This is a genomic window from Leptolyngbya sp. PL-A3, assembly GCF_039962325.1.
Taxonomy (GTDB): Bacteria; Cyanobacteriota; Cyanobacteriia; order Elainellales; family Elainellaceae; genus Vacuolonema.
In genome coordinates this window covers 1-15,807 of sequence record NZ_JAMPLB010000103.1, presented here as the reverse complement: position 1 = coordinate 15,807, position 15,807 = coordinate 1, and the positions used below count along the sequence as shown (strand labels likewise).

Annotated in this window: 12 protein-coding genes; 4 read left to right on the top strand and 8 right to left on the bottom strand. The window is 51.6% G+C overall.

All coding sequences use genetic code 11. The annotated features are described in order from the left end of the window. Window positions 1–133 precede the first annotated feature (133 nt). Window positions 134–478 carry a tetratricopeptide repeat protein gene (locus NDI52_RS32805; protein ID WP_190769995.1) on the top strand — a complete coding sequence of 115 codons (345 nt, stop codon included), beginning with the start codon at window positions 134–136 and terminating at the stop codon, window positions 476–478. A gap of 163 nt (window positions 479–641) precedes the next feature. Here NDI52_RS32805 and NDI52_RS32800 read toward each other — a convergent pair whose 3' ends face one another. The 8 genes from NDI52_RS32800 to NDI52_RS32765 form a co-directional block, all read right to left on the bottom strand. Beyond that, a complete protein-coding gene (locus tag NDI52_RS32800; protein WP_190769994.1) occupies window positions 642–2,156 on the bottom strand; it encodes a GUN4 domain-containing protein in 1,515 nt (504 codons plus the stop codon). 334 nt (window positions 2,157–2,490) lie between these two features. Further along, window positions 2,491–8,094, bottom strand: coding sequence for a Calx-beta domain-containing protein (locus NDI52_RS32795; protein ID WP_348257020.1), 5,604 nt, complete (start codon window positions 8,092–8,094; stop codon window positions 2,491–2,493). Window positions 8,095–8,163: 69 nt separating this feature from the next. After that, entirely contained in the window at window positions 8,164–9,870 is a 1,707-nt protein-coding gene (locus NDI52_RS32790) for a TIGR03032 family protein (protein ID WP_348257019.1), read from the bottom strand. A gap of 422 nt (window positions 9,871–10,292) precedes the next feature. Beyond that, entirely contained in the window at window positions 10,293–10,595 is a 303-nt protein-coding gene (locus tag NDI52_RS32785) for a helix-turn-helix transcriptional regulator (RefSeq protein WP_348257018.1), read from the bottom strand. A gap of 206 nt (window positions 10,596–10,801) precedes the next feature. Continuing rightward, window positions 10,802–12,313 (bottom strand): hypothetical protein, encoded by a 1,512-nt coding sequence (locus NDI52_RS32780; protein ID WP_348257017.1) that lies wholly within the window; start codon window positions 12,311–12,313, stop codon window positions 10,802–10,804. Continuing rightward, window positions 12,310–13,056 carry a hypothetical protein gene (locus NDI52_RS32775; RefSeq protein WP_348257016.1) on the bottom strand — a complete coding sequence of 249 codons (747 nt, stop codon included), beginning with the start codon at window positions 13,054–13,056 and terminating at the stop codon, window positions 12,310–12,312. Before NDI52_RS32775 ends, NDI52_RS32780 begins: the two co-directional genes overlap by 4 nt. A 136-nt stretch (window positions 13,057–13,192) precedes the next feature. Continuing rightward, window positions 13,193–13,675, bottom strand: coding sequence for a hypothetical protein (locus NDI52_RS32770; protein WP_348257015.1), 483 nt, complete (start codon window positions 13,673–13,675; stop codon window positions 13,193–13,195). Between the two features lie 260 nt (window positions 13,676–13,935). Continuing rightward, window positions 13,936–14,730: a hypothetical protein gene (locus tag NDI52_RS32765; RefSeq protein ID WP_348257014.1), complete on the bottom strand. Its 795-nt coding sequence runs from the start codon at window positions 14,728–14,730 to the stop codon at window positions 13,936–13,938. A gap of 141 nt (window positions 14,731–14,871) precedes the next feature. On the opposite strand from NDI52_RS32765, the gene NDI52_RS32760 reads away from it, so the two are divergent. From NDI52_RS32760 to NDI52_RS32750, 3 genes are all read left to right on the top strand, one after another. Further along, window positions 14,872–15,045, top strand: a complete 174-nt coding sequence (locus tag NDI52_RS32760; protein ID WP_199330947.1) for a ribbon-helix-helix protein, CopG family — start codon at window positions 14,872–14,874, stop codon at window positions 15,043–15,045. 204 nt (window positions 15,046–15,249) lie between these two features. Continuing rightward, window positions 15,250–15,591, top strand: a complete 342-nt coding sequence (locus NDI52_RS32755; protein ID WP_348257013.1) for a hypothetical protein — start codon at window positions 15,250–15,252, stop codon at window positions 15,589–15,591. A gap of 31 nt (window positions 15,592–15,622) precedes the next feature. Continuing rightward, a partial coding sequence (locus NDI52_RS32750; protein ID WP_348257012.1) for a hypothetical protein occupies window positions 15,623–15,807 on the top strand: 185 nt, incomplete at its 3' end.

Here is a 15,807-nt window from a genome sequence, read left to right as displayed (position 1 = left end):
GGGTATGCTTTACTCATAGCTCTCTCGGTGCTGTTGACTATCTATTGGCAGCTTAATACTGAGAGAGCTTTTTTGCTTTTTTACCTGACTAGCCGACTTTTCAAACACCCTCTTAGACTGCTACCCTGCCTTAATGTCTCAAATTGCACATATCAGCAATACCCAGCGGCAGGAACTCATTCATACCATTGAACAAATTTGGGATACCTATTACCACATCGGTGAAACCCAAGATCTTGCCTTTAATATGGGAAAACTTCTATCCAAAATACAGGCATATAATGATGCAATTTTTTATTTCCAGCAGTCCCTAAAGCTAAATGGAATACAACCCGCTGTCCTTTATCATTTAGGTCTTTGTTACTTCCACCTTAAAAAACAAAATGCTGCTCTCTACTGTATCCATCAGGCGCTCTCAATAGAACCAACTTTTACCGATGCTCAGGAACTACTAACGGAAATTAAGATTACTAAATGATGGAGATCGCTTAGCATCGATGAAATTAAGAAAAACATCCAAGGTGTTTTTTGCTCCAATTGAGCCAGACAAGTTGTTCTCAACGTAAATAATTCATTGTGCAATTAACTGAGGTGGGAGGCGAGCGCTCAAGTTATTGCTCCTGGCAAGGAGCATCCATCCGTTAACACGATTCTATTATGGAGAATAAGTGATGCAATAAATCGGTACCAAAGAAGGTGTCCTGACTCAAAATGTAGTAGTAGCGATCACCCCCGTAAAAACCCATCGTTGATTCTGTATCCGGTGGCTCATACTCTAGATGCTTTTCCCCACCGCCTAAAGCAAAGGTACTAGGCAAATGGCCGAGGGGTGCTGTCAAGGCGTAGGGTATTCTGGCTTTGCGCTCAAAATCGTATTTTGACTCTGAGGGGTAGTGAAGCTCATAAGCATTGACTTCCCAACCCACGCGCTTAGCGAAAGCAAAGCTGATGGAACCCACGGCACGAGATGACGCTGAGCCTTGCTCTTGCCAACAGGCCTGCCACACCTGGGCTTGCACGGTGAAACCAAAGCGATCGCCACTATAAAAGCGCCACAAGCGATCCAAAATTTTTAAGTCAGCAGGCACGAGTTTGGCTAGGTCTTCCTCTCGCAGCCAACTCCCTTGTCGTCCTGCCAAACTCAAAATGATTGTACATGTCAACTTGTCGGCTGCCTGCCACTGAGCCGTCGCCAGATACCGCTGCAATGTTTGGTAATCTGCTGTTAGGGCTGTGGGCTGCGGTAAATTGAGATATTGCCAAATCGCTTGTTGAACCTCTGGCTCATTGCAGTGGTGCAACCACTCCAGGTCGGTTTGCGCTTCTAGAATAGACAGATAGATGTAGAGATCTCCTGGTAAGCAGTAAGCGTTGGTTGCAAGTTGTCCTTTGCCAGGAATCCGTAATCGAGTGTTTGGCTTGACTCCAGCCGGCACCTGCACCCGAATTGTAGGAGGAAAGACTTGGCCGCTACCTTCACAAGCAGCACAGGGGCGAGAAAAGGTTAGGCCCAAACCCTCACAAGTACTACATGCTCTGTGGCGATCGCGAGAGCGATATCGAGCCCCTAAACAACTGGGGCAAGCATGAGGTTGATGCCCTAACAAGATGCCTCTTCCCCAGCATGTTTCACAGAAGTTGAGATGCTCTAGCTCAATCGTTTTCTCACAGCCTAAAACGGCCTCCTGGAGGCTAATCGTTAACTCAATGCGAACATCCTCTCCTTGCTGGAGTCTGCCGAACAATTTCTGCATCCACTGGAATCGAAAAATCTGATAAAACCCCTGGGCAAAGCGTACCTCTAGATACCCATGCAGCAGACAACAGATGCGGTACAGCCCGGTCAAAACGCTGAACCCAAACACCAAAAACAGCACGAACTGAACCGTCATGAACCCCAGGTTTTGGTGGCTAATCTTTTGGGTACGCTGTAGATAATCGAAGAGGGTGAAAGGCATTGCTGCTGCTAATCCCCAGCGCAGCCAACTGTAGCTATGCCACAGAAGAATATGAGGATGGACACTCCTCACTTGAAGCAGCGGGCGACGTAGTGTCAGTAGCTCGTGGGCGAAAGAGGAGTCAGTGGGTTTTTGTAAGCAGGCAAAAACACCATAAAGTACCAAGAAGCAAACCAAGCTAATGAAGGTAAGATTCATATCCTGAGCAAGGTAATCGGAATCTTCTACTGAGCGATCGCTCTCACCAACCTCAAGTTACGGGAAACGCTCAAGAAGCATGACAGGCTTGTTCAAAGCTTGGGTATGGTGACGTTGTCATTAGGAGTAGCACCTTCTCTCGCTATGGCAGTGCGGTAGGAGGGGTGATTCGAGCCGCTGATGCTGCGCTGTACCGAGCCAAGCAACAAGGACGCGAGCAAGTAGGTCGTTACGGCTCAAGAGGTGGCATGACTGCCATGGCTTACGAACACCAGTAGGTTGTTCAAATGCTCTCTCTACTGCGCTTCAGTACCTACCCCTCCTTGCTCATACCCTAGGCGATCACGATATTGCGCGCACTGATGCTGCTCACGCTTGTATTCTGCAACGTCGCAAGCGTTGTAAACACTTGCCCGGCTCCCATGCCATCGGCATCAATACGTACCCTTGTATCCGCTCCCACCTGCTGCAACCGCACATACTGCACAAAGCGGGCAAACGCATTGCTGCCGCCATACGGTGCACGGCTCATGATGGGTCGCAGGTCAATCAAGTCTTCTCTACCACTGAAGCCCTTGATGATGTCTCCTGCTTCCCTTAGATTGTTGTAGACGAACGTGTCTCGCCCTGCATTGCCAGCTAAAGTGTCGCTGCCAATTCCACCTACAAGGACATCGTTGCCCAGTTCTCCAACTAAGCGATCGTTGCCGCTGCCACCGGTCAAGCGATCATTGCCCGCTCCACCCAAGCCACGGTCGTTGCCTGCACCTCCATCGAGGACATCGTTACCTTGGCTGGCAATCAGGGTGTCATTCCCGCCAAGTCCGAGCAAGACGTCATTCCTGGATCTATCTCGCAGGGTCTCAGAGCGAGTAGTGCCCTGAATACGGGTACCCGGCTGACCACCACTGATAGGCGGTAGCGCGGTACCGGTACGCCCCGTCAACCAACTCTCGCTGGCACTTACTCCAATTGCATTGCCTGCCAGGTCCGTCAGACTGCCCGAGGTCAACCTCACCTGATAGCGACCAGCTGCTGCCGTGAGACTACCCGGCAAGGTCAACGTCCAACTGCGCCGGTCAGCGCTGGCCGTCAGTCGTGCTCCTACTAAGGCAACAGGACTACCATTGCGCGTCAATACCAGATCCGACAACTCAAAGTTACCCACCGCTTCGTTGAACTGTAAGCGGATAAAACCCACGCTGGTATCTCGAATCTCAGGAGTGACATTCACCACCACACCTGCAGGAGCAACCGGATCAACCGTGAAGGTCAGCCCTGCTGAGGGCACACTGGTGTTGCCCACGGCATCTGTGGCAGTCACGCTAATAGTATGGCTGCCAAGGGTGAAAGCGGTGGTAGGCGTGAAGCTCCAGTTACCACTTCCATCTGCGGTCGTGCTACCTAAGCTAGTTGTGCCCTCAAACACCTCCACCAGGCTGTTCGCCTCACTGATTCCCGTTAAGGTAGGAGTTGCTTGGTTGGTAATGCGATCGCTGTTTGAGACACCTGTATCGCTTGCAGGAGTTAGGGTGGGAGCTGGAGGTTGAACGGGAGGAGTACCGTCAAAGGTGCGACTAAGCGGGGTGGCTGCCAAATTCCCGTTCCCATCGCTGTCCTGTGCGGTTGCAGCAGCAACGTCAACCGTGACAGTGCCATCGCTCGTGGGCAACACGTTGAAGGTGTAGGTCTGAGCATCGATCATCATGAAGCTAGTGAGAGTGCCGTTGGTAATGGTCACCTCGCTGGCATCAAAGCCCGTCACAGTTTCAGTGAATGTCGCTGTAACACTGAAGCTGCTATTAAGGGTAGTGGCAGAGGAGGAGCTCAGGCTGATCCCTGGAGACACGTCGTTATCGAGGAGGGTGACTGTGTGAGTGGCTGTTGCACCGATGCTTGCATTGGTCGGTACGCCCATCGTGACGATAATTGTTTCATCCGCCTCACCCAGGGCATCATTGGTCGAGACCAGGGTTAAAGTCGCGGTCGTGCTACCGGCGGTGATTGTCAGAGGACTAGTGGTGAGGGTGTAGTCACTACCATCGGTTGCGGTGCCTGCCAGCGTGAAGGGAACTGTGACATCTTGCCCCGAGAGCGCAGAGAGTTGGAGCGTGATGGTCAATGTACTACCTTCGCCACCACTTTGAGTCGCCGTTGTAAAGGAAACGGTGGGTATCGGATCATTGTCGGTAATGGTTCCCACTCCAGCTCCATCCACAATCGTGGCGTTACTGGAACTAGTGAGGGTAACGTTGAAGGTCTCGTTGGCTTCATCCAGCGTGTCACCTAGGACGGGAACGGTAATAGTTTGAGTGCTAACCCCAGGAGCAAAGGTGAGGGTACCAGTGGTTGTGGTGTAGTCGCTGGGAGCCACAGCACTACCATTACTCGTGGCGTAGTTGACTGTAACCGTTTGACCACTAGGAGCAGAGAGCGTGACCGTGAAGGTGGCATTTTGAGTGCCCGCATCGCCCTCAGTCAGAATGACATCGCCAACCGACAGGGTGGGAGTAGGGTCGTCATCCGTGATGGTTACAGTGGCCTGCTGCGTGCCACTCTCGGTGCCATTGGTGACGCTAGTAATGTCTAGGATAACCGTTTCGTTGGTTTCATCTGGGGCGTCGTTCACCCCGGTCAGCGTGACACTACCCGAAAGGCTACCTGCCGGAATGACGATGGAAGGACCAGAAGCAGAGTAGTCACTACCACTGGCTGTCCCCGTCAATCCCAAGTTCACCGTAACGTTTTGAGTCGAGGCGTTGGACAGCGTCGCGGTGACCGTTGCGACTCCTCCGTTCTCTGCCATCGAACTGCTGGATAGGTCTAAGGTAACGGTGGGTGCAGTGTCATTATCAGTGAGCGTGAGCGTAGCCGTATTGAGGTTGCCCACCGCATAGGTTGTACCGGTCAGGAGAGCAAGCTGAACGGTTTCACCTCCCGGTTCATAAATCGTGTCGTTGATGGGAACAACATTGAGCGTGGCGGTGGTAACCCCAGCCGCCAGGGTAAAGCTGGTGGCAGTGACGGCGGTGATGCCTGGGCCTGGAGTGAAGCTGTAATCTGCAGGATTGGCAGCGGTGCCTAGCACCCCAAAGTTAACGGTGAGAGGAGTAGTAGCTGCTCGGTTGAGGGTGATGGTAAAGGTGCCCGGTGTAGCTCCCGCTTCAGTGGGGGTGATGCCCGGAGTAATGGTGATGCTGGGAGCGATGCCATAGCGCTGGGCATAGATGCCATAATCAGAGCCATCTTGATTCTTGCTCGTCCAGACCACCGCAAAGTCGCCATCGGCGTCCATTGCTACCGTCGAGAATCGTTGCTGGTCATTAGTAATGGTATTAACTCTAAACTCACCACCTTGGGCAACACCAGCGGCGTTGTAACGCTGCCCATACACACCATCAAACGAGCCATCTTGACCTAAACTACTCCAGGTGATAACAAAGTCACCATCCTCATCCATTGCCACGGTCGACCATATTTGCTGGTTGCCCGTAGCCGTATTGACTTGAAACTCGCTCCCTTGAGCAACACCAGCAGCATTGTAGCGCTGCCCATACACACCCCAACTCGAGCCATCTTGAAGGTAGCTACTCCAGGTGACAACAAAGTCACCATCCGCATCCATCGCTACTGTCGACCAGTGTTGAGTGTTGGTGGTAGTGGAGTTGACTTTGAACTCACCGCCTTGAGCGCTGCCAGCGGCATTGTAGCGCTGCCCATACACGCCCCAGCCAGAGCCATCTTGGCCATTGCTACTCCAGGTGACAACAAAGTCGCCATCCCTATCCATCGCCATGGTGGGATACAGTTGATGGTTGCTAGTAACAGTGTTGACTTTGAACTCGCCCCCTTGAGCGATGCCAGCAGCATTGTAGCGCTGCCCATACACGCCATAGATCGAGCCATCTTGAAGGTAGCTACTCCAGGTAACGACAAAGTCGCCATCCCCATCCATCGCCACCGTAGAGAACAGTTGATTACTGCTGGTGACGGTGTTGACTTTGAACTCGCCCCCTTGAGCGATGCCAGCAGCATTGTAGCGCTGCCCATACACACCCCGTCCAGAGCCATCTTGACCTAAGCTACTCCAGGTGATGACAAAGTCGCCATCTCCATCCATTGCCACGGTCGACCACATTTGGTCGCTGTTGGTGACGGTGTTGACTTTGAATTCGCCGCCTTGAGCGACACCCGCCGCATTGTAGCGCTGCCCATACACGCCCCAGCCAGAGCCATCCTGATTCAAGCTACTCCAGGTAACAACAAAGTCGCCATCCGCATCCATTGCCATTGCTTGTGGCGATTCAGGAAAGGTGCGCTGCTGACTGCCAGTAAAGCTGTTGATGCGAAGCTCAGACCCGACAGGCGTAGGGTTGGCGATCGTAAAGCTGCGGCTAAAGTCGCCACCCGGCGTACCGTTGGCATCGCCATCTAGGGCGTTGCCGGTTGTATCGGTCAGGGTTGATTTAGCCGTGAGAATATAGTCCCCATTATTATTAAGGGGGGTGCTAAAGCTCAGGGTGGCTTCGTAGCGGTTCGTGGTGGCGTTGAAGCCGAAGGTAATGGTGCTGATTTGACTGCTGACGTCAACCCCGTTGCGAGTGAGCTGCCAATTTGCTGGATTCGTGGCACTTGCAGCTAGAGCCTCTGAGACGGCAACGACCAGTTGGGGCACGGTTTGCACGAGCCGTTCGTTGGAGTTAATCAAACTACTGTCTCCGGCAACGAACACACCTGCAACGATTGGCCCAGCGCTATCGACCGTCTCGTCATAGGCTTGGGCATAGATGCCAAAGCCAGAGCCATCTTGACCATTGCTACTCCAGGCAACCGCAAAGTCACCATCAGTATCCATCGCCACAGTGGAGTACAGTTGCTGATTGTTGGTGACAGCATTAACTCTAAACTCACTGCCTTGAGCAACGCCAGCCGCATTGTAGCGTTGCCCATACACGCCATAGCCAGAGCCATCTTGACCATTGCTACTCCAGGTGACAACAAAGTCGCCATCGGCATCCATTGCCACAGTGGAGTACAGTTGCGAGTCACCAGTAGCCGTGTTGACTTTGAACTCGCCCCCCTGAGCGACACCCGCCGCATTGTAGCGTTGCCCATACACGCCCCAGCCAGAGCCATCTTGACTATTGCTACTCCAGGTGACAACAAAGTCGCCATCGGCATCCATTGCCACAGTGGAGAACCATTGATGGTTGTCGGTGGTGGAGTTGACTTTGAACTCACCGCCTTGAGCGATGCCAGCCGCATTGTAGCGCTGTCCATACACGCCATAGCCAGAGCCATCTTGACCATTGCTACTCCAGGTGACGACAAAGTCGCCATCCCCATCCATGGCCATTGTGGGATAGGTTTGGTTGGAGTCAGTAAAGGAGTTAACTTTAAACTCACTGCCCTGTGCCACTCCTGTTGCATCATACCGTTGGGCATAAATACCATCACCAGAGCCATCTCCTGTGTAATTACGCCAAGCTACAACAAAGTTGCCATTGGCATCCATCGCCACTGTAGAGTTCAGTTGATCGCTGGTAGTGGTGGTATTGACTCTGAACTCACTACCCTGGGCAACTCCTGCAGCGTTGTAGCGTTGCGCATAGATGCTATGGAAGGGGCTGTTTTGTCCATAGCTAGTCCAGGTGACAACAAAGTCGCCATCCGCATCCATGGCTACTGTGGAGAGCCGCTGGCGGTTAGTGGTGGTGGTGTTAACTCTAAACTCGCTGCCCTGTGCTACCCCACTGGAATTGTAGCGTTGGGCATAAATGCCATAGTCAGAGCCATCTTGACCCAAGCTACTCCAGGTAATAACAAAGTCACCATCGCCATCCATCGCCATTGCTTGAGGTGATTCACGGTAGGTGGACTGCTGACCGTCAGTAAAGCTGTTGACACGAAACTCAGGACCAATGGGATTAACTGCCATAGGAATTGGGTGAAGAATGTAGAGTGGTGGTAAAAGCTGGATAAAACACTGAGTACCGGGCGGTAGCAACTATGCCGTGATTTCAGAACTAGGGCGCAACCAGTAAGCAATGTCAGGAGCGGTAAACGCCTGCCGCGTTTCGTTTTTTTCAATGTTGAGGATCGTAGGACGCAACACCTGGGGCAAAAACTGTACGCCGTACAGCTCCTGACAGCCCTGTGGCAACTCCAGCAACCCCACTCGTTCTCCGCTGTTCAGATCAATTACTGCTACCCCACAAAGCAGTTGTTCAAACCGCTCCTGCACAGGCAACCCACCAAAGATGTGTTGCTCTCGGATTTGACACAACCCAATCAGGGCATAGCTGCCTACACAGCACAGCCCCCGCAGAAAACCGGGCAGCGTACACACCACCCTTGCCTCACCCGACTGCGGGTCAACTTGCAGCAACTCTCCGGCTCCTGAGTTGAGCAGCCACAGCTTGCCGTTATGCCAGCAGGGTGAGTGCGGCATGGACAACCCATGCAGGATGATTTCATGGCTAGGAACATCGATGAGTATTCCGCCTGTGGCTTTGTGCTCTCGCCAGCCGCCTACTGTATCGGTGGCTCCTAATGCAGTGACATAGCGGGGTTGGCCCTCGACCATTGCCAGTCCGTTGAGATGGCAGCGGTCTTCGGGCACGACTTCGGAAATAAACGACGGTTGCCAGCGTGGCACAAAGCTGAAGTCAGAACTGAGGCTTGATAAACAGCTAAAGCGGGTGTTCACCAGCCACAAGTCCTCCTCGCCCCATGCTAAATCATGCACGTTTAGATCACCCGTGAAGTAAGCCGCTCGTGGTAAGTAAAGCGCGTCATAGCGTCCGGGTTGGTCTTCGAGGTAAGCATGGGCTAAGACGGGAGAGTTTGCAAACAGCAGCACTTGATGCCGGGTTGCCAATGCAAATCGGTTTCCCTGTACTGCCATACCCATCGGCTTATCAAACTGCCGCAACAGCAGCGACACCTGCTGCCCGTTCCATCCCACCAGTGCCAGTTTACCGGCTTGGTAAGTGCTGATAGCGATCGATCCTGCTGCTTGGCTTAGCCAGGACTGGAAGCCGTCATCAGCAATGCAGGTAATGGTGTCTGGGGTGGGAGGAGTCGGAACTGGAGCCGAAGCTACGACAGGACGCAAGCTTTTAATTGCTGTCTGAGCTGGCATGAAGTGGGGGTCAAGCGCCAAAGCTTGCTGGTAGTGAGCGATCGCCTCAGCGGTTTGCTGCTGCTGTTGACAGAGCTTGCCCAACTGATAGTGCGCCATTACATGCTGAGGCTGTTGTACCAGCACCTGGAAGTAGGCGGAGCGAGCTTCATCAAGTCGGTTCAGCTTTTGCAGGGCGATCGCCAGGTTGTAGCGAGCTTCAACCGCTTGTGGCTGGAGGGCCAAGGCGTTTTGGTAGCAGGTAATGCCCTGCTCTAGTTCACCGAGACTACAATGGGCAACTCCCGCATGGGTGTGAAAGATAGGGATACTCGGATCAAGAGCGATCGCCTGCTTGATATGATTGAGAGCGTTCTGGGGTTGCCCCTGTTGCAGTACACTTAACCCCAGCAAATGCCAGGCCTGAGCAGAATCCGGATATTGTTGCAACACCTGCTGGCAGAGCGTAGCGGCGGCAACGGGTTGACCTGTTTGTCCAAGCTGAGCAGCTTGAGTGAGGAGGGAGTCTAGCTCAGTTGGAGTGGAGTCAGAAGTCGAAGGATCAGCAGCAGGCGTAGACAAGGAGGGCATGTAGAGTTCCTAATAGAGGCATCAACGATAAGGCAGCGAGGTCGAGGCTCGCTTACAGCTAAAGTAGTGAAGCTGGGGCCACTTACTTTGCCGCATGGAATGAGAATCGAGCACACAGCCTTTGTAAGCTTGAGTCACTCGTGGCTGTTCGTCAGGAGTACCCAAAAAGCTTATAGATAGAGTTCCCTCAATCAATCACAGACCGCTACATAGAATACGAAAGAAACATTGAGATGAAGGATTCATCAAGTTCTTCGTCTTAGCACAGAGATTTGTTTAGGTTAGCGAAGGTTTGGATGAACTAAGCAAGAATTTACTTTTATATTGGTAATGCCATGTACTCCATTGCAGGTAGAGTACATGCATCAGGGCAAGAGGAATCATAGCCGGAAGCAGAAACCTCTCATCTGATAGCTCGGACATCATGACCACCGTTGCTGAAATTTCCATTGTGCAATGAGCTGAGGTGGGAGGCGATCGCCATACCTCCACAGCAAATCCACTTCCGCTAATCGCCGACAAACGAGGATAGACGGTTGGCGATGAGAGCGACCTTGCGTTGCAAACCAGTGGCCAACGGTACTTCGGCTTGTCTCCGTCAGTCGGGCAAGTTCGGTGTAGCTGACCTCCCAGCGTGCCAGAAATTTCTGAGGTGCGACAGGAGCACAAATCTCTTGATAGAGATCAAATAGGTCCCAATGTCGCTTCGACGGGTAATACGGCATAGTAATTTCCATTGAAGTAGTAAATTCGGCACTTCCTACTGAAGCGATCGATCGTGAGTTCCGGTGCTCTATGAAGTGTGGTGTTTTTGTACAGCACCTGGCTGCACTATGGCGAGTATTCTGGGGAAGCGCGGTGGGAAAGGATTTCTAAATTAAGGGGAGATACCCAATGATTGGTCGATCCGCCCCAGCTTGGGAGCGAGGTATCATAGGGATTCCTTCACCCGGATTCCTTTAGCCTTATCGATCGCAAGCATCCCGCCTTGAACGAGTTCTTTTAAAAGAGCCAGTAGCTCATCCTCTTTGAAGTATTTGAGCTTCCCTTCTACGCGGCAGCGAAAGTTTTTGCGAATGGCTTGGGGTGTAAACCATCCATTTTCGGCAAACTGTTGTCCGGTACCCGTGAGCCACTCCATCAACTTGGTTGATTGTTCAGTGGTTTCGGGTAATAGAAGCATCTCCTCCTCGACAAGGGTGTTTGTCTGAGTGGGATGCTCAATTGGGGCAGGTTTCTCCATTGTGGGGATAAGATGCCAGCATTTTTCCCAGGACAAGTATGCACTCGTTCGTCGGGGAGTACGGTTTAGAATTTCGGGCGGTGGCATCTGGGGCAGGTTGTTATAGCTTTTCTGGATCGCTTCAAAGTGATCAATGCTCTCAGGTTTTTCCAGGGTGACTAAATCAAAGGCACTGCGGTTACCACCGGATAAGCCTAGATCCCCTACTTGAGGTGATTGGGTGATGACCCAGAGGGTGCGACCGTAAGTTTCTCCGGTGGAGCTTTCCACCTTCAGCAAAGGCTTCAGGTGTTCTTTGTACCATTTCTCTTGAGTGGCTTCGAGTTTGATCGTTTCATCCACAACCAATAATGTTTTACCTCGAGGCTGCGATCGCCACTCCTCGACAAATTGGATCAAAGATTGGGTCACATATTCATCATCTTTGGCATACATTTCAGTGGCTTTTTCCCAAAGGCGATCCACTCCATGCCAGTAGCCTGATTCCTGGTGATCAGGTTTTGGATTGATCACCCACACCGTTAACGCTGGATGTGCAGCTTTAGCCCAACGCCAGCCGTGGGCCACAACAATCCCTTTTCCGACCCGTGGCTTGGCTGTGATAATGGTGGGGCGCAGTCGCTCTCCCAGCTTACGGGCCACATTGGCAAACTGGTAATTCAAAATCGGGTTTTCGCCCTGGGTCTCGGCAAGGGGTATCTGGGGCAGGGAGATAACATCCTCGGGGGTTAGAGTAGGGGGAGCTTGAACACTCTCAGCCACCTCCTGAAGTGTGGATTCGGGCTGGATTACTGACTCAGGGGCGATCGCCTCTTGGGCAGGAGCGATCGCTTCTGGGGCAGGGAGAAGTGCCTGGGGCTGCGCTTTGAGGGCGGTATAAATCATCCGCTCTTCGGCGGGAAGCCAGGGGCTTAAATCGGCTCCTCCAGCCTCGATCGCCTCAATTGCCTGAGTGCCTTTTTTGGCTTTATTGGTCATCAGCTGAGCCGCCATCAGTCCGATAGCGGCAGCCCCCAGCCAACCAGATACTGAAAATAGCAAAAATCCAATGGTGATCGCCCCAACGATTTCCAATGTGCAGGTGTCATAATGTTCAGAGATCTGAGCGATCGCCTGTGCCCGGTATAATTCATCGGGGTCAATGGTTCCAGCCTGAATCCCGGCTTCTAGCTTTTGCAGTTCATCCGTTTCCAGCATCATCGATCCACCCGGTAGCTCGTTTCAACGGTTTGGAAGTGGCGCTCAGCACGGCCCAGGTAAGCTTTCATCTGCTTGATCCACTGGTAGGCGTGGTAGATGGCTTCAACTGCAAATAGAGTAATCAGCACAAATAGCAGGTTGATCCAATTGATGTCACTAAAGGAGCCAGCTTGCAGAAACAGCCATACCCCATCGACTCCCCCATCCAGCGGTGGGTACTGGAACATGCACAAAAGCAAATCAGCGGCATAAACGCCTGTTCGAATGCGGTTGGCGGTTCGATACCAGCGAGTGGGTGTGTTGTTATGATGCCGTTTCAATTCCCGAATGACCGGCAGGTCAGAGGGGAAGATGGGTAGCACAATATGGTTTTCCATATTGTGAATCAGATTGCGAATGGTTTGCATGTCCTTTTTGAGGATTTCAGGGAGTAGTTCAAAGATTTGAAAAACAACCCAGATAAACATGCCAATTAAGGCTGTGATGAAAGCCCCAATTGGAGTATCAAAAAACCATCCCCAATTCGTTGATGCTGTTATGACTTGAACGAAATCAACGTAGGGATTGATATTCAAGTAAATGGCAAAACCGGCAACAACAGCTAACCCGAACATCAGGATGTTGAGCACAATCTTTCGTCGCTGATGAGCCGATAGTTCAGCCGCCCCTGGATCATCGTTTTTCTTAAGCAAATAGCTAACTAAAAAGCATCCCAATCCAATCAGTAACAACCACATCATCATGGTTCAATTCTCCACGGTTACAGGTAACGTTTGGGCGTGTACAGTGTTCAATGCGTAACGAGTAACGCGTACATGGGCGATCGCGTGTAACAAGGAAGTACAAACGGTTACAGGCGATCGTTACCCTGTTACGGGTTTAACCATCAGCCTGTACACCCCCATTTTGGGGAGCCTGTTGGATTAGGTCTTGAACGTTACCTTGATACACGGCAATGTCAGAAACAACGCCATTGCTAATCACGCCGGTTGTGCCAAATTGATAATCACAAACAACGGTTCCATCGACTAAAGGAATACCCGTTCCAAGTTGTGTAACGGGTTGATTGGGAACCAATACCGATTGTTGAGAACCGGTGGGTGTATAAACTTGAAAGCAGTTCCGCAGAAAGCGAGCTGCCGCTAACTCGGAGCGCTCTAATAAGGCTGCTTCTTGAATGCGTGATTGGACTAATCCACGTTCACTTTGTTGGCGCAGATCTTTGAGTTGATTGCTGAATTGTTGGCGCTCTTGCAGCTGATCAAACCCCCCGTTCATCAGGAAGGCAATACCAAGAATGGCACTTCCTAAAATGATGAGGGGATTCTCTTTGATGTACTCGGAGATAGGATTGGGTTGCATTGTTTTGCTTCCGTTTTTTGTGGAGTTCTTTGATTGGTTGGATTGCTGGATTGTTGAAAAATAGTGTTTCTGGCCCCTAGTGAAGGGAGTTAACCAGCCAGGCGTTTATGGCTTTGTACGGTGCTATTTCCTGACCCATAGTGGTTTGGATCTGCTGTTTTCAGGGGACTGAGGCATGGGGTACGGGCGACCCTGAGAACCCAGTATGTGGAGGAAAGCACAGCTCAGCAATCCTAAGAGGAGGGCGATCGCTCCCCATCTCAAGCAGATTGCTGTTGAGGTGGGTCGGGAGGAATGGAGAGTAAGCCCAGCTTTTTTGCCAGCTCTACCCGTGCGGCTTCGGTGGCCTGCATCATACTGCCGATTTCTGCGATCGCAAGCTCAGTTCCTAAGCGAGAGCCTTTTTGGGCCGCATTTTGCTTGAGGGCATCTTCCAGCGTCTGGTCGTTGCTCACGAACTGCTGGAGGGTGGTGTTGAGGCTAGAGATGGCCTCTGTCAGGCGTTGTGTGGAGTCGATCACAGTGAGATGGAGGGGTTGGATACCTGGAACCATCAGAGCGGTATCAGACTCCTGCACGGTAATAGATGCAGTTTTCGGGCCTTCAGGATACTTATGGCTGCATGCTTCAGAGGCTTGGTAGGCCGCAACTAAATCCGGGTTTTGCTCCCAAAGTTGGGCTTTCCAGGCCTCAAAAGGCAGCCCAGAAGTTCTATAACCACCCATCAGTTCGATGCAGAGGAGTGTATAGCGCTCATCTGGCAGCTTTAGATCGACTTCTGCAAACCAGGGACAGGCATCCTTGACTTTCTGGAACCACTGCTGAACCGACTTTCGAGACACGCCATAGTATTCGGCGATCGCTTTTGTGAATTGTGGCTCAGTGGGTTGCCAAAGGGGAGGATGGGCATTCGCACCACCTTCGTAGGAAGTGGTAGAAGGCGTGGTAGGAAGTTCGTTCAGGGGTTCCAGGGCGGGTGGCATCCCGGTTTCCTGCGAATGGGCGTTCGCGTCTGCGATCGGCTCAAAAGCCGACATAACAAAGTTTTCAGTCATTCTCTGTAGTCTCTAGAAAGAACTTGTTGCGAAGTGGGTTAATTCATCCCCCAGTTCTTACGAAGCATGGTAGCATACGGTAGATAAAAGTAATCTACTTAAGCCAAATGTTTGTCTTCGGTAGACAATGGAGGAAAAGTTATGATGTTTTTTGACGTGCCTACAGATAAAGCCAGAGTCGCTACTTACATAGAGGAAGAACTGAAGCAGAAGCTAGAGAAGCTTGCTGCTCTGGAAGACCGTAGCGTCAGTAACTTTCTAGAACGCCTGATTAAGCAAGTTGTTGAGCAAGCTGAACAGGAAGGAAAGATTTGAGTGGTCACGGCTAAGCGGTTTAGGCTGTCCACCAACTGAAGGGTGTTATGAACAGCCACATATCGCTTCTGCAAAAGATTAATGTGGTCTTAGCCTGTCCCCCGCTAGGTTGAGAAACGCAGAGGAAATCAAAACTGAAAAAGCGATCGCCCACTTTCCAGGGTTAGCGATCGCCTTCTCTACATCCTTTAGGGACTTCACTCTATGATACCAAGAGATTCTTGGCGCGGCAGCTCGCTTGCGCCCGATCAGCTTTTTAGTGCTGGCTTTCGTGACGGAATGAACCGTCGCATTCCACATTTCCAATTTCAGGGCAATATCCATTACTTGAAAGGGTATGCCGAAGGCTACTGCTCCATTGCAGACGGCTCGAAAATGACGGCCTTCTACCAGAGTTCAAGTCTGGATTCTGCCCTTGAAGCCATTAAAACATGGGAGCAAGACCAGGCTCGCTTGGGGTTGGGCAGTGTTGCACTCAGCTACCGCACTGGGTACTGGGTTGTGATGGTGTCTCAAGACTTACAAGATGCAGCCTTACCCTTCTAATCACCTCTAAATTTTAGGGCGATCGCTTCTTGTGATTTCAAAGGGGGCGATCGCCCTGCTTCGCCTCATCAAACATTGGAACCCACCCTTGTTGTGGGTTACTTTTCTCATGCAAGTTTTTCATTCCTCCTTACAGCAGGCTTTCTCGGATGAAGCCAATGAACTACTGGTTCTGGGAAATTCACTCGTCTTAAACCTTGAATCCTTCCCAGAACT

What these genes read in the sequence shown, in the direction of transcription:
- NDI52_RS32805 (WP_190769995.1), top strand. Translation starts at nt 134, where the DNA reads ATGTCTCAAATTGCACATATCAGCAATACCCAGCGGCAGGAACTCATT.
- NDI52_RS32760 (WP_199330947.1), top strand. Translation starts at nt 14,872, where the DNA reads ATGATGTTTTTTGACGTGCCTACAGATAAAGCCAGAGTCGCTACTTAC.
- NDI52_RS32755 (WP_348257013.1), top strand. Translation starts at nt 15,250, where the DNA reads ATGATACCAAGAGATTCTTGGCGCGGCAGCTCGCTTGCGCCCGATCAG.
- NDI52_RS32800 (WP_190769994.1), bottom strand. Translation starts at nt 2,156, where the DNA reads ATGAATCTTACCTTCATTAGCTTGGTTTGCTTCTTGGTACTTTATGGT.
- NDI52_RS32775 (WP_348257016.1), bottom strand. Translation starts at nt 13,056, where the DNA reads ATGATGATGTGGTTGTTACTGATTGGATTGGGATGCTTTTTAGTTAGC.
- NDI52_RS32790 (WP_348257019.1), bottom strand. Translation starts at nt 9,870, where the DNA reads ATGCCCTCCTTGTCTACGCCTGCTGCTGATCCTTCGACTTCTGACTCC.
- NDI52_RS32780 (WP_348257017.1), bottom strand. Translation starts at nt 12,313, where the DNA reads ATGATGCTGGAAACGGATGAACTGCAAAAGCTAGAAGCCGGGATTCAG.
- NDI52_RS32785 (WP_348257018.1), bottom strand. Translation starts at nt 10,595, where the DNA reads ATGCCGTATTACCCGTCGAAGCGACATTGGGACCTATTTGATCTCTAT.
- NDI52_RS32795 (WP_348257020.1), bottom strand. Translation starts at nt 8,094, where the DNA reads ATGGCAGTTAATCCCATTGGTCCTGAGTTTCGTGTCAACAGCTTTACT.
- NDI52_RS32765 (WP_348257014.1), bottom strand. Translation starts at nt 14,730, where the DNA reads ATGACTGAAAACTTTGTTATGTCGGCTTTTGAGCCGATCGCAGACGCG.
- NDI52_RS32770 (WP_348257015.1), bottom strand. Translation starts at nt 13,675, where the DNA reads ATGCAACCCAATCCTATCTCCGAGTACATCAAAGAGAATCCCCTCATC.